The organism is Lactobacillus apis (assembly GCF_003150935.1).
Lineage (GTDB): Bacteria > Bacillota > Bacilli > Lactobacillales > Lactobacillaceae > Lactobacillus > Lactobacillus apis.
In genome coordinates this window covers 423,601-436,840 of record NZ_CP029476.1, presented here as the reverse complement: position 1 = coordinate 436,840, position 13,240 = coordinate 423,601, and the positions used below count along the sequence as shown (strand labels likewise).

Here is a 13,240-nt window from a genome sequence, read left to right as displayed (position 1 = left end):
TTTATTCTCCAACAAAGAATTCAATTCGTTGCTGTAAATTTTTAAAAGTAACTGGACAGTAATCACCAATTTCACCATCAAGATTGACTGGTAGCTTTTGTCCTAAGCTTTTACCTACCAGCTCAATCTTTAAGCTACGGGTTTTAGTGTAAATAATATCCGGATCATCAACGTGCTTACCGTTCATGGCTAAAGCCATCAGTTTCAACAATTTAACTGGCTCAGATGGCTTAACAATAATCAATTGAAACAGTCCATCACTAAGCTCGGCATCAGGCATAATTTGTTCAAAACCACCAATTGAATTAGTCATACCCAATAATAGCATTGATAATTTACCCTCATACACACCAGCATCATAGGTAAGACGTAGTTCATTTTCAGTCAAATGAGGTAACATCTCTGCTCCCTTGATTAGGTAAGCAGTATAGCCCAAAGCTGATTTAACTTCGGAAGGAACATCATAAGTTAGTTCTGTTAACGACCCACAAGCGGCGATATTAACAAAATACTGTCTATCCTCACCAAATGTTGCTTCACCGATATCCATCTTACGGGTTTTGTTGTTGAGAATGACCTTAGTTGCACCTGATATACTGTCACGCGGTATGCGCAATGCACGAGCATAGTCATTAGTTGTTCCTGCAGGAATAATCGCCATTTTTGGACGCTGTTCCAAAAAGGCAATCCCATTAACAACTTCATTGATTGTGCCGTCACCACCAGCTGCAACAATTAAATCAAAGCCAGCTTTGGCTGCACGCGTTGCTTCTTTTTGAGCACTTTGCTTTTCAGGTGTTGTTCGATAAGCACTTGCTTCATAGCCTGCTTGCTCTAACACGTCTAAGATGTCAGCGACATTCTTGGGCATCTGTTCGTGACCAGATACAGGATTATAGATTAATCTTGCTTTTTTAGTCATAGTTACTACCTTATTACTTAAAAATTGACATTAACGTTTTTGCAATTCATCGTTTAGCAATTGGTTAATCACTTTAGGATTGGCTTTACCACGAGTTTGCTTCATGATTTGACCAACTAAGAAGCCAATTGCACGATCCTTACCGTTCTTGAAGTCTTCAACGGATTGTGGGTTGTTATCAACGACTTCCTTAACCATTGGTTCCAAGACACTGGTATCAGATAACTGAACCATTCCTTGATCTTCAACATATTTCTTCGGATCAGTTCCGTTAGCAATTGTTTCAGCAAAGACCTTCTTAGCAATCTTGGAAGAGATGGTACCATCTTTAATTAACTTGATCATTGCTGCCAAGTTCTCTGGAGTCAACTTAATGTCAGCAAGCTCAACACGGTTATCATTTAGGTAACCATTAACTTGGGTGTTCATCCAGTTGGCTGCTAATTGCGGATCGGCACCGGCGGCAACAGTTTTATCAAAGAAGTCGGAGCTTTCCTTGGTTTGAAGAAGAACATTTGCATCATATTCCTTCAAACCGAATTCATTGACGTATTGGTTGTAACGTTCTTCAGCCGACCGAGGTAAGCTGGACTTAATTTCTTCAATCCACTCGTCACTGATGTGATCAGGCGCAATATCTGGTTCAGGGAAGTAACGGTAATCTGCGTCACCTTCCTTAACACGCTCCAAAACAGTTTTACCAGTTGCTTCATCGAAACGACGAGTAGAAATTTGAACACGACCACCCGAAAGCAAAACTTGAGCTTGACGTTTTTCTTCATATGCAAGTGATTTACGTACGTGCTCAAAAGAGTTAAGGTTCTTCATTTCGACCTTGGTACCAAGTTCTTTTTGACCGGCAGGTCTAATTGAGATGTTGGTATCAACACGCATTGAACCCTCTTCCATCTTAACGTCGGAAGCACCAGTGAATTGAACAATTTTACGCAATTTTTCCAAATATGCATAACCTTCATCAGGATCAGAAATTTCAGGTTCAGAAACAACTTCAAGAAGTGGAACACCTTGACGGTTTAAGTCAACATATGAAAAACCGTTAGTTCCGTGAGTGTTCTTACCGGCATCCTCTTCAATATGCATTTCGTGAATACCAATACGTTTCTTCTTACCATGTACTTCTATTTCAACATAGCCATCACGAGCAAGTGGTTGGAAGAACTGCGTAATCTGATATGCCTTCGGACTATCTGGGTAGTAGTAGTTCTTTCGGTCAAAGTGTGTTGTTGGCAAAATATGTGAGTGCGTTGCTAAAGCAACCATAATTCCCAAACGGTAAACATCTTTATTAACGTATGGTAAAACACCAGGCATACCCCAGTCGATTACGTTGGTTTCTGTGTTAGGCTTTGCACCATAACTAACTGGTGAAGGTGAGAAAATTTTACTCTTAGTTTTTAATTCGAAGTGGACTTCGAATCCAATTGTTGATTTAAAGTTCATTAATTAATCCTCCATTCCAGCTGGTGTTTTTTCATAAAACTTATTGTTACGTTCAATGAAGTCTGCAACTTGGAAAATGCTACCTTCATCAAAGCGCTTAGCCATCACTTGCAAACCAACTGGCATGCCATCAACAAGACCAGCAGGCACACTAGCAGCTGGAATTCCAGCCAAGTTAGCAGAAATGGTTAAAATGTCGTTATTGTACATTTTAATTGGATCAGAAATTTCACTACCAATGTTAAATGCAGGCGTAGTTGTGGTTGGCCCAACAATTACATCGTTATCAGCAAAAATCTTGTCAAAGTCACTGCAAATCAATGTTCTAACCTTAGAAGCTTGTCTAAAGAAGCGGTCATATGAACCAGCTGATAAAGCAAACGAGCCCAACAAAATACGACGTTGAACTTCTTCGCCAAAACCTTCTGAACGAGATTTTACATATACATCTAACAAGTTCTTGGCATCTTCAGCACGGTAACCATAACGAATACCATCAAATCTCTGAAGATTTGATGAAGCCTCACTTGAAGCGATAATGTAGTAGTCAGGAACAACATATTTTGTTAATGGTAATGAAACTTCATTAATAATTGCACCAGCATCCTTTAAAACATCAATTTGTTTTTGGATTACTTCATGCATCTCACCATCAACGGCATCCATGTACTCTTTAACCACGGCAACACGTAAGCCCTTAACGTCCTTACCAATGTACTCTGTAAAGTCTGGTACTGCTCTTGTGGAAAGAGTTGAATCATGATCATCTGAACCAGCAATAACGTTAAGAACTTGTGCAGAAGTCTTTGCACGTTTACTCATAACACCAATTTCATCAAGTGATGAAGCAAAGGCAATAAGACCCCAACGTGAAACACGGCCATAAGTTGGCTTAATACCAAAGATACCGTTAAAAGCTGAAGGTTGACGAATTGAACCACCAGTATCAGAACCTAGTGCAGCAACTACTTGACCAGCGGCAACGGCTGCAGCTGAACCACCAGAAGAACCACCTGGAACTTTATCAAAGTCCCATGGGTTATGAGTAGCACCAAAATATGAATGCTCTGTTGAAGAACCCATGGCAAATTCATCCATGTTAGTCTTACCAACAAAGGTGACATGAGCCTTCTTCAAGCGATCAATAACAGTTGCGTCATAAACAGGAATATAGTTATCCAAGATATGACTAGCTGCAGTTGTTTTGACATCTTTAGTGATGATGTTGTCCTTAATGGCAATTGGAATACCAGCTAATTTATTATTAGCAAAATCCAAGTCTTCATCAGGCTTTGCATCCTCTTGAACTGTAATCCAAGCATTTAGCTTTTCATCAGTCTTCTTAATATTCTCAACGGTGTCTTGCGCCAATTTGTCTGCAGACAAAGTTCCTTGGGCAAGTTTTTCATTTAATGAATCAATATCTTCGTTTAAGTAGTTCATTACTCGTCCTCATCCTTATTAATAATTACAGGAACCTTGATAAAGCCATTGGCCTGTTCAGGAACATTTTTCATTAATTCTTCGCGAGTTTCCCAGTGCTCAGGTTTATCTTCTCTAAACACAGTATCACGATCAACTACTTGCACCGTTTCTTCAACACCCTCAGTATCAACTTCTGATAATTGATCAGCCATGTTGATAATTGAGCTCATTTGCTCGGTAACCTTACCTATCTCTTTTTCATCAATTTCAAGTCGCGATAATCCCGCAACGTGCTTAATTGTTTCTTCTGTAATTTCCACGCATATACCTCCTTATTCGCCGCCATAAATATGGACTTGATAACTACTATCTCCTGATTCTTTCGCAACCAAGGCTTGAACATCATTAACAGAACCGATCTTTATTTCAAGAGGAACATTGTTAGGCAGATATTTTTTCGCCGTAGCCAAAACAAGACGAGTAAAACTCTGAATTTGTTCATAACCATAAAATTGAGTAGTAATTGAAATATTTTCTTGAACCAATTTTCCGTTTTCATAACGCAACGATGCTGTCACACCACTGATATTTGGAAAATAATTTTGAATTGATTCTTTAAAACTGTTAAAGCTGGATGCATCGTTACTGTTGATTGCCTTTTTACCACCAATCGTCGGTAACACTTCTGTTTGGGTATTAATAGTTTTCCATTTAGATATTTTACTACTATTAGCAGCCGCTGTCCCGCTCAAAAAGTAAGTTCCACTAACGAGTGAGTCCTTACTCTCTTTTGAAAAAAGTCCAATTGTGATTGGAATATTCTTCAAAGCTTTTTTCTTACGCAAGCGTGCCACAACTTCTTGGGCTATTTTTTGCCCATATTGCTTTTGGTTTGAACGAGAGATGGCCATTTGATATTCAGGGCCATCTTTTTTCTTCTGGTAATAATCAACCGAATTAATCGCTAGGCCAATGCTCATCCCCGCAATATGATAACTTGAGCCTGAACCATTCAAAAAGTCTTGTTCAATTATTTCTTCAAGATAATATGGATTATATTTTTTCTTTAAACCAAGTTCAGGATTTAGCCCTAAAGGATTGTTCTTCGATTTACGACCCAGCCAATCATTGGCCACAGTCGTATTAATATATTGTCCTTCTTGGAAAACATAAGAGTTAGGTGAATATACACCCTTCGAAATTTGAACCAATCCACGTTCAAGTTCACGCGTATCAACCGAATTATCATTACTGGTCGCAGTTAAACCAGTAATTGGACTGGTTACATAGTGACCATTTTTTAACAATACTGTATAGCCATTGTTACCAGTTTCAGTTGTTTGATATGTTTTAGTATTCGTATTTGTTGAAGTTTTGGCATTATTAGCCAAATTGGAATTTTTCAGATTCCCACAAGCACTTAAACTAAGTGCCGCCCCTAAAACCGCTATTATCTGTAAGTACTTTTTCACTTTAATTGTTCCTTTATTTAACTTGAGCAACTGCTTCTTCCTCAGTTAATAACGCTACACCAAGCTTCTGGGCCTTAGCATACTTAGAACCTGCATCCTTACCGTAAATTACATAATCGGTTTTCTTTGAAACTGAACCAGTCACTTTTGCACCTAAAGCTTGTAATTTCTTCGTAAATTCACTTCGCGTGAAATGAGATAGCGTTCCAGTTAAGACAACTGTTTTACCCTTAAAGTAATTGTCAGGAATGTCTTCAATTTGCTCTTCCGTTTCGCCCAAGTAATCCATATTAACGCCACTAGCTTGCAATTCTTCAACTAGTTCAACCACTTCATCCTGAGCAAAGTAGGTTGTTAGCGATTCAGCAATTGTCATACCTATTGTATCGATAGCAGCAACCTCTTGCACGTCAGCTTCCATAATCTTTGCCATATTTTTAAACTTTTGTGAAATTAAACGGGCTGCCTTTGCACCGACATGATCAATTCCTAGACCAGTAAGCAAGAGTTCAACAGAATTACGCTTTGAATTATTAATTGCTGTTAACAGATTATTGATAGACTTATCTTTAAAATGATCAAGCTTAGCCAAGTCACTTGCTTGCAAGTGGTATAAATCTGCTACGTTATGAACAAGATCGTTAGAAATCAGTTGACGCACAATTTTGGGACCTAGTCCATCAATATTCATTGCTGGCCTAGAAGCAAAGTGCGTAATTTCCTCTTCCATCTGTGCTGGACAAGATGGGTTCACACAACGCAAAGCCACCTCATCTTTTAAGTGAATCAATTTCTCGCCACAAGATGGACATTCAGTAGGAATTGGATATGGTTCAGAATCCTTAGGCCGTTTGGCTAACACAACCTCGGAAATTTCAGGAATGATATCGCCTGCCTTGTGCAGCATAACGGTATCACCAATTCGTACATCCTTTTGTTGTAATAAATCTGCATTGTGCAAAACGGCATGCGAGACCGTTGTTCCAGCAAGTTGTACTGGATCCATTATAGCAGTAGGTGTTACAACACCAGTACGACCAACCGTCCATTTAATTTCATGAACCACAGTTTCCTGTTCTTCTGGCGGGAATTTATAGGCAATCTCCCAACGCGGAATTTTAACCGTATTGCCCAGTTCACTCTGTAAACCAAGGTCATCAACTTTTAAAACAATTCCGTCAATCCCATAAGCAAGTGAATCTCTTTTGGCTGTATATTCGTCGATAAAGTCAAAAATTTCATCCATCTTCGAAAGGCGACGACCAGTTAAATCAGTGTGAAAGCCTAGATCAGTCATTTTTTCAATTGCTTGGTGTTGGCTCGTAATTTCTTCAGGGGGATTAACCCAGGTGTAAATATATGTGCTCAGGTTGCGATGCTTAGTAATATTGGCATCAAGTTGGCGCAATGAACCCGCAGCAGCGTTACGTGGATTAGCAAAAGTTGTTTCGCCTTTTTCATCACGCTCTTGGTTTAACTTCGCAAAAGCTTCTTTTCCCATGTAACACTCACCACGCACTTCTGTCGTGAGTTTTTCAGGCAAGGTTTGTGGAATATCGGAAATAAAACGTGCATTAGCCGTTACGTCTTCTCCAACTTGGCCATTACCACGGGTTGAAGCCCGCATTAATTTACCATCTTGATATTCAAGGTTAATTGATAAACCATCAATTTTTAGCTCTACGTTATATGCAACCTCATGACCAACTTGCTTTTGCACCCGTTCATCAAATTCACGTAATTCCTGTTTCGAAAAAACGTCACCCATTGAAAGCATAGGAATCTTGTGCGTAACTTTGGTAAATTCACTACCAATTTGTCCACCCACTCGCTGAGTAATTGAATCCTGCGTTACGAGTTGGGGAAACTGGTGCTCAAGTTCGACCAAACGCTGATAGTTTTGATCATAAACATTATCTTCAACTTCTGGTGCATCATTGGAATAATATGCGTTAGCCCATTCGTCAAGTTTATCTCTGAGGGAAGCAACTTCTTTTCTAGCCTCATCAAGAGTTAAGTCTGCCATTTTGTTCCTCCTGATTAATTTTTATTTATGTTTTTCGCTTTAATTATACCTTTTTAATAGGAGCAAATGCTGCTAGAAGGCGTTTAATTCCTTTATTTGGAAACGCAATATCGAGCTCCATGTCTTCGCCTTCGCCGTTAACTTTCGTTACAACGCCGTGGCCCCAAGCTTTATGTTCAACTTGATCGCCAACATTCCAGCCCTTCTTTTCAGCACCAATTGCACCACCAGCTGGTTTTGCCTTTGGTGTGTAAACTTGAGCACGCGCACGTTCATCAACGTTAGCAAAAGGAGCTGTTTGAACTTGGAAATCACTATTTCCTACACCCTCTGGAACTGAGTTTTGCATATCAAGATCCTCGACATCAATTTCTTCCAAGAATCTTGAAGGTGGATTGTTTTGCATCCGACCAAACATCATTCTGGAATAAGCATTGGTCAAAAAGAGCTTTTCTTTGGCTCTAGTAATTCCAACATAGGCAAGTCTGCGTTCTTCTTCTAATTGATCATCTTCTAAAAGGGCACGAGAAAGTGGGAATAATCCGTCTTCCATCCCTACTAAAAAGACCACTGGGAATTCCAAACCTTTAGCTGCATGCAAGGTCATTAATGCGACCTGATCATCATTATTTTCTAAATCATCCTGATCACTTAACAATGAAACTTCTGCTAAAAAGTCACTTAAAGCGTTAGCATCATCTTCTTCAGGTTCATATTGATCGTCAAAACGTTTAGTAACTGAAAGAAATTCATCCAAGTTTTCTAGTCTTGTTTCGGCTTCAATTGTATGTTCTGCCTTAAGTGCATCTGTATAGCCAAAATCCTGCAAAATCTTTTCGGTTAGACCTGTAACACTATGATCTTTGGCATATTCAATTGCATCACGTAATTTAGCACCAAAGTCACTCATTTTAGCTGCAGCACGGGTTGAAATGCCTGATATATTAATGTGCTTAAAAGCGTCGATCAATGACAAGTTGTTTCCTTGTGCGACATCCATAAACTTGTCAACACTAACACGACCAATTCCCCTTTTTGGCGTATTGATGATACGGTTAAAACTCATTGAATCGTTTGGATTAGCAACTAGCTTGAGATAAGCCATGATATCCATAATTTCTTTTCGATCGTAGAACTTATGACCACCAACAATTTGATAAGGGACATTTGACTTCACAAAAGCTTCTTCGACTGTTCTTGACTGGGCATTGGTCCGATACAGAACAGCAAAATCTTTGTAGGAGCGGTTATTATCATCAACTTCTTCTTGAATCTTGGAAATGATAAAGTGGGCTTCATCGTCACCACTTTGAGCACGGTAATAAGTAATCTTTTCGCCATCGCCCTGATCAGTCCACAAGTTCTTTTTCTTGCGATTACGATTATTGTCGATTACTGCGTTGGCTGCGGACAAAATATGACCAGTTGAGCGATAGTTCTGCTCTAATTTGACAGTTTGAACCCCAGTATCGCGGTAATCATTTTCGAAGTTCATAATGTTTTCCATATTGGCGCCACGCCAGCCATAAATAGACTGATCTGCATCACCAACAACACAGATATTCTTATATTGTGCCGCTAATTCATGACATAATTCATATTGTGCTTGGTTAGTATCCTGATACTCATCAACGAGCATATAACGGAATTTATTTTGATAATAATGTAAAACTTCAGGATCTTTTTTGAAGAGAACCAATGTCTGCATAATTAAATCATCAAAATCCATAATTTGGTCATGTTTCAACCGTTTTTGGTATTCGTGATAGACTTTAGCAGCCATTTTTTCAAAAGGTGATGCAGCGCTATCTTCAAATGCTTGTGGCGTTAAAAGATCATTTTTAGCATTTGAAATGGCAGACAAGATACCTCTGGGTTCATACATTTTAGGATTAATGTTCAGTTCTTTTTCAATGTGCTTAACCAAAGTTAATTGTTCGGCTGAATCCGCAATTGAGAAATTACGACCATAGCCTATCTTATCTGAATCGCGCCGTAAAATACGGACACATAAAGCATGGAAAGTTGACATCCAAATATCATTTGCGGCGGGGCCAAGGAGTTTCTGTTCACGCTCGCGCATTTCGCTGGCTGCCTTATTGGTAAAAGTAATTGCCAGAATATTCCAAGGCAAGACTTGTTTTTCTTCTACTAAGTAGGCAATTCGTCTTGTTAATACGGAGGTTTTGCCTGAGCCTGCACCAGCCACAACCAAGAGTGGACCCTCTGTCGTTTTTACGGCCTCTTTTTGTTGCGGATTTAATCCTGCCAAAATCGATTCTTCGCTCATTATAATTCCCTTCACAAATAAAATTATGTAACTAATTCATTGTACCAAAAAAGCAGGCAGCTTTTAGCAAGAATACCTGTTATTTATCAAAACGATCAAGGTTGTACTCCTCGATTAATTTAATTAATTTGGCCGCGTAATCAGGATCTGTGGCATAGCCGTCCTGAACTAATGCATGCGCCTGCTTTTGATAGTTTTTAGCAGCTAGAACATGCTTATACTGCTGACTATTCCACGTAGTACCTTTTTGGAAAAGCCGAGCATGCGCACGAATTGACGCTTCATAGGAATCATAGATTTGGAAGCGTGCCTTCACGACAATCCACTTACCCTTTTGGTATTCCTTTGTCTTCAAAATCGCTGAGGTATTCGGATTGCTGCCTTTCACGCCAAACAGATTATTGTACTTTTGTGACAGACTGCTCTGACCATAGTCACTCTCAAGACATGCCTGGGCAATTGTAATACTTGGAAGTAACTCAAATTCCTGATCAACTTCCTTGGCAATTGGTCCAATTTCTTTAATAAATGCTTTGTGCTGCCTAATAATCTTTTGTCTAGCTTCTTCACGGGCGAGTTGCTCTTGTCTAATTTGCTCCGTTTGAATTGCTTGCCGCCGATAATATCTAAACGCTACAAAAGCAATAATTAAAATAAATAAGATAATAAATGTTCGCAAAATAATAATAAAATTTGATTGCTTTTTGCCCCTACGTTTTTTTGGCATAGAAATTCCCTTACTCTTTTAGTTATTACTTTTTAGTATAACCTCTTTCAGACATAAAAATGTGCAATGTAATTAATTTTTAAAATAAAAAAGCACCTTTTTAGTAAAGGTGCTTTTATCGGATACAAAAAATGGAGCCGAAGCTCCATTAATTAGTGCGGGCAAGAAGACTCGAACTTCCACGATCAAAAAGCGATCACAAGATCCTTAGTCTTGCGCGTCTGCCAATTCCGCCATGCCCGCAACACATTCAATACTATACCTCAAAATGAAGTTTTGCACAAGACTTTTCTGGCAGTCTTTTTTATTAATCAACCATCTGTTCATTAACATAGCGCGCATATAAAGGATGTGATTTCATTAATTCATGATGCGTACCATGGCCTGTTATCTGACCATGTTCAATAAAGTAGATTTGATCAGCATTCACGATTGTGGCTAGCCGGTGGGCAATGACCAGCGTGGTACGATTTGTCATTAATTGGTCAAGTGCCTGTTGCACCTTGCGCTCTGATTCAGAATCCAAACTAGCAGTTGCTTCATCTAACATCAAAATCTTGGGATTACGCAAAAATGCACGTGCAATTGCAATTCGCTGTTTTTGTCCACCAGATAATTTGGTGCCTCGTTCACCTATTTCAGTATCTAATTGATGCGGAAAAGCACGGACAAAGTGATCGGCATAAGCAAGCTCTAACCCATGCCAAAGCTGCTCATCAGTCAGTTTTTGATCTAGTCCATAAACCAAATTATCTCTAATCGTACCAGAGAAAATAGCGCTATTTTGAGACACGTAACCAATTTGTGAACGCCAACTCGCTAGTTCAATCTCATCAATATTTTGCTTGCCAATCAAAATTTGACCAGTTGTCGGGTGATAAAAGCGTTCAATCAAGGCAAAAATGGTCGACTTTCCAGCGCCACTTGGCCCAGCAAAAGCAATTACAGAATTGGGCTTGGCAACAAACGAAATTGAACTTAAAACTGGTTCATCCGTCTCATAATTGAAACTCAGATTTTCTGCCTTCAAAGTTTGATTAGCTATATCTGTCGGCTGACTTAAGTAACTTTTTTCTGGTTCAATTTGTAAAATTTGTTGGATTCGTTCGGTGGAACCTAAAGCTTTTTGAATCTGCGAGAAGAAGGTTGCAAAGTTGGCAAATGGCGCAATTACATTAAACAAGTAAAGTAAAAAGGCAACAAGTGATCCGCTTGTTAACGAACCTTGACCGACACGAATAAGACCAAAAGCTAAAATACCGGCAAATGCTGCCATCATCAGCGTTGTCATAATTGGCTGTAAGATTGCTTCAACGCGGGCATCGATCACTCCGATGTTAAAGATCTTATTAATCATCTTTTTCCCACTTTGCTCTTCAAACTTTTCGCCGTTACTTGATTTAATCAGTCGAACTTCCGCTAATTTCTCACTGACATCACCGTTGAATTCGGCTGTTGCAGCTTGCAGCTTACGTCCAAGTCGCGCCATAATACGACCGACCGGAAAAAGAATTAAAATGACAATCGGCACAATTGTAAAAATTAAGACCGCCATTTGCCAGTCCATCACAAAGAGAATAATTAAAGAAAAAAGCAGTTGAATGGCACCGGTAATAAAGTTGGGAAATTGTGAAGCAATCAGGTCTTTAATTACTCCTGTATCATTAACAAGACGTGAACTAGTTTCTCCAGCCTTATTTTCATCAAAATAAGAAATCGGTAATTTTAATAGGTGCGACCAAAGTTTTTCACGTAAACTTTTTACGACACTTTCACCGAAGTAGCGCAAAATATAGCCACCAAGTGTGCCTAAGACAAGTTGAGCAGCAAAAACAACAATGATTAACACCATACTCCGGTAGTTGAACTTATTCCATTTACTTGTATCAACTAAATTACGTGTCAATAATGGCAGTAGTAGATTAGTTGCACTCGTAACTAAGCTGAAAAGCAAACCGGCGGCAAAAAGCCCTTTTTTCACTTTTAGTCCTTTTAAAAGTTGTAAAAAGTCTTTCATTTTAACCGTTTTTGTCTTAGTTTGGTCAGACTTAAATGTCATTAGTAGTACCGGCTTCCTTAATTAAAAAAAGCTTTTCAATTACTGAAAAACTTTTTCTTTATTCTAACTACAATTCGTTATCTTCATTATGCCAAAATTCACGCCAAAAGTCGCGGTCGCCCTGCCAATTTTTGTCAAAATCACAGTACTTCTTAAAATCTTCACTATTATAACCATGGCAGTGATCACGATAATGATTGTGACCATGCATCCGGTGACAGAGATCTCTCATTTCTTCTTTTGTGTAATCGTGATTTTCAGCATATTTGCGCCATTTGCTATAAGCCTTCATACGGACTGTTGGATCAACAAACTTTTGCGCATGTTGCTTAAAGTCCTCGTCCCAACCATCAGCTATTTTTTCCAAGTAATGACCAAATTGTGTTTGCTCTTCTTTATCTAGACCAGCAAAAAATGAACCTGTATCTTGGGCCTTCTTCAATTCGTCTAAACGGGCTGCTTCTTCTCGGCCTTCTTCAGTTAAATAAACCCGTTTAACTCGTTTATCCTGCTCATCTGTCTCACGTCGAATGGAGCCCTTAGCTTCCATTTTCTTTAAAAGTTCAGCTAAGGATCCAGGTTTAAGCGCCAGAATTTCAGCTAAATAGTTTTGGGTTAGGCCATCTTCAAGTCTAAGGACTGCCAAGACACGTTTTTGACCAGAAATAGGCTGCTTATTCTCAAACATAAAGTAGCGACTGGCACGCATAATAAAATAAAGTTGCTTCATTAACTTATCACTTGTTTGACTCATGATAAAACTCCTTTTGTTCTTCTATTTTTATTTTTGTTAGGTACCTAATTTCTATAATCTAATTATAGTTTGGTACCTAACGATTTGTCAAACAAAATCAATGA

10 protein-coding genes and 1 tRNA gene are annotated in these 13,240 nt (G+C 38.9%); all 11 read right to left on the bottom strand.

Annotated features, from left to right (window positions below; genetic code table 11):
- Window position 1: 1 nt before the first annotated feature.
- Window positions 2-922, bottom strand: a complete 921-nt coding sequence (locus tag DKL56_RS02200) for a diacylglycerol kinase family lipid kinase (RefSeq protein ID WP_046306347.1) — start codon at window positions 920-922, stop codon at window positions 2-4.
- A 30-nt stretch (window positions 923-952) separates the two neighbouring features.
- Window positions 953-2,383 carry an Asp-tRNA(Asn)/Glu-tRNA(Gln) amidotransferase subunit GatB gene (gatB, locus tag DKL56_RS02195; protein WP_046306345.1) on the bottom strand — a complete coding sequence of 477 codons (1,431 nt, stop codon included), beginning with the start codon at window positions 2,381-2,383 and terminating at the stop codon, window positions 953-955.
- Window positions 2,384-2,386: 3 nt separating this feature from the next.
- Window positions 2,387-3,826: an Asp-tRNA(Asn)/Glu-tRNA(Gln) amidotransferase subunit GatA gene (gene gatA / locus DKL56_RS02190; protein WP_109715237.1), complete on the bottom strand. Its 1,440-nt coding sequence runs from the start codon at window positions 3,824-3,826 to the stop codon at window positions 2,387-2,389.
- Window positions 3,826-4,128: an Asp-tRNA(Asn)/Glu-tRNA(Gln) amidotransferase subunit GatC gene (gene gatC / locus DKL56_RS02185; RefSeq protein WP_046306342.1), complete on the bottom strand. Its 303-nt coding sequence runs from the start codon at window positions 4,126-4,128 to the stop codon at window positions 3,826-3,828. Before gatC ends, gatA begins: the two co-directional genes overlap by 1 nt.
- Before the next feature lie 12 nt (window positions 4,129-4,140).
- The gene (locus DKL56_RS02180; RefSeq protein WP_109716019.1) at window positions 4,141-5,280 is read right to left on the bottom strand and encodes a CamS family sex pheromone protein; all 1,140 of its coding nucleotides are present in this window, start codon (window positions 5,278-5,280) and stop codon (window positions 4,141-4,143) included.
- A gap of 13 nt (window positions 5,281-5,293) precedes the next feature.
- The gene (gene ligA / locus DKL56_RS02175; protein WP_109715236.1) at window positions 5,294-7,306 is read right to left on the bottom strand and encodes an NAD-dependent DNA ligase LigA; all 2,013 of its coding nucleotides are present in this window, start codon (window positions 7,304-7,306) and stop codon (window positions 5,294-5,296) included.
- Between the two features lie 43 nt (window positions 7,307-7,349).
- Complete coding sequence (gene pcrA / locus DKL56_RS02170) at window positions 7,350-9,596, bottom strand: DNA helicase PcrA (protein ID WP_109715235.1); 2,247 nt, start codon at window positions 9,594-9,596, stop codon at window positions 7,350-7,352.
- Window positions 9,597-9,675: 79 nt separating this feature from the next.
- The gene (locus DKL56_RS02165) at window positions 9,676-10,323 is read right to left on the bottom strand and encodes a glycoside hydrolase family 73 protein (RefSeq protein WP_109715234.1); all 648 of its coding nucleotides are present in this window, start codon (window positions 10,321-10,323) and stop codon (window positions 9,676-9,678) included.
- Between the two features lie 156 nt (window positions 10,324-10,479).
- Window positions 10,480-10,566 (bottom strand) — tRNA-Leu (locus DKL56_RS02160).
- Window positions 10,567-10,630: 64 nt separating this feature from the next.
- Complete coding sequence (locus DKL56_RS02155) at window positions 10,631-12,382, bottom strand: ABC transporter ATP-binding protein (protein ID WP_109715233.1); 1,752 nt, start codon at window positions 12,380-12,382, stop codon at window positions 10,631-10,633.
- 67 nt (window positions 12,383-12,449) lie between these two features.
- Window positions 12,450-13,136 (bottom strand): MarR family winged helix-turn-helix transcriptional regulator, encoded by a 687-nt coding sequence (locus tag DKL56_RS02150; RefSeq protein WP_109715232.1) that lies wholly within the window; start codon window positions 13,134-13,136, stop codon window positions 12,450-12,452.
- Window positions 13,137-13,240: the final 104 nt, after the last annotated feature.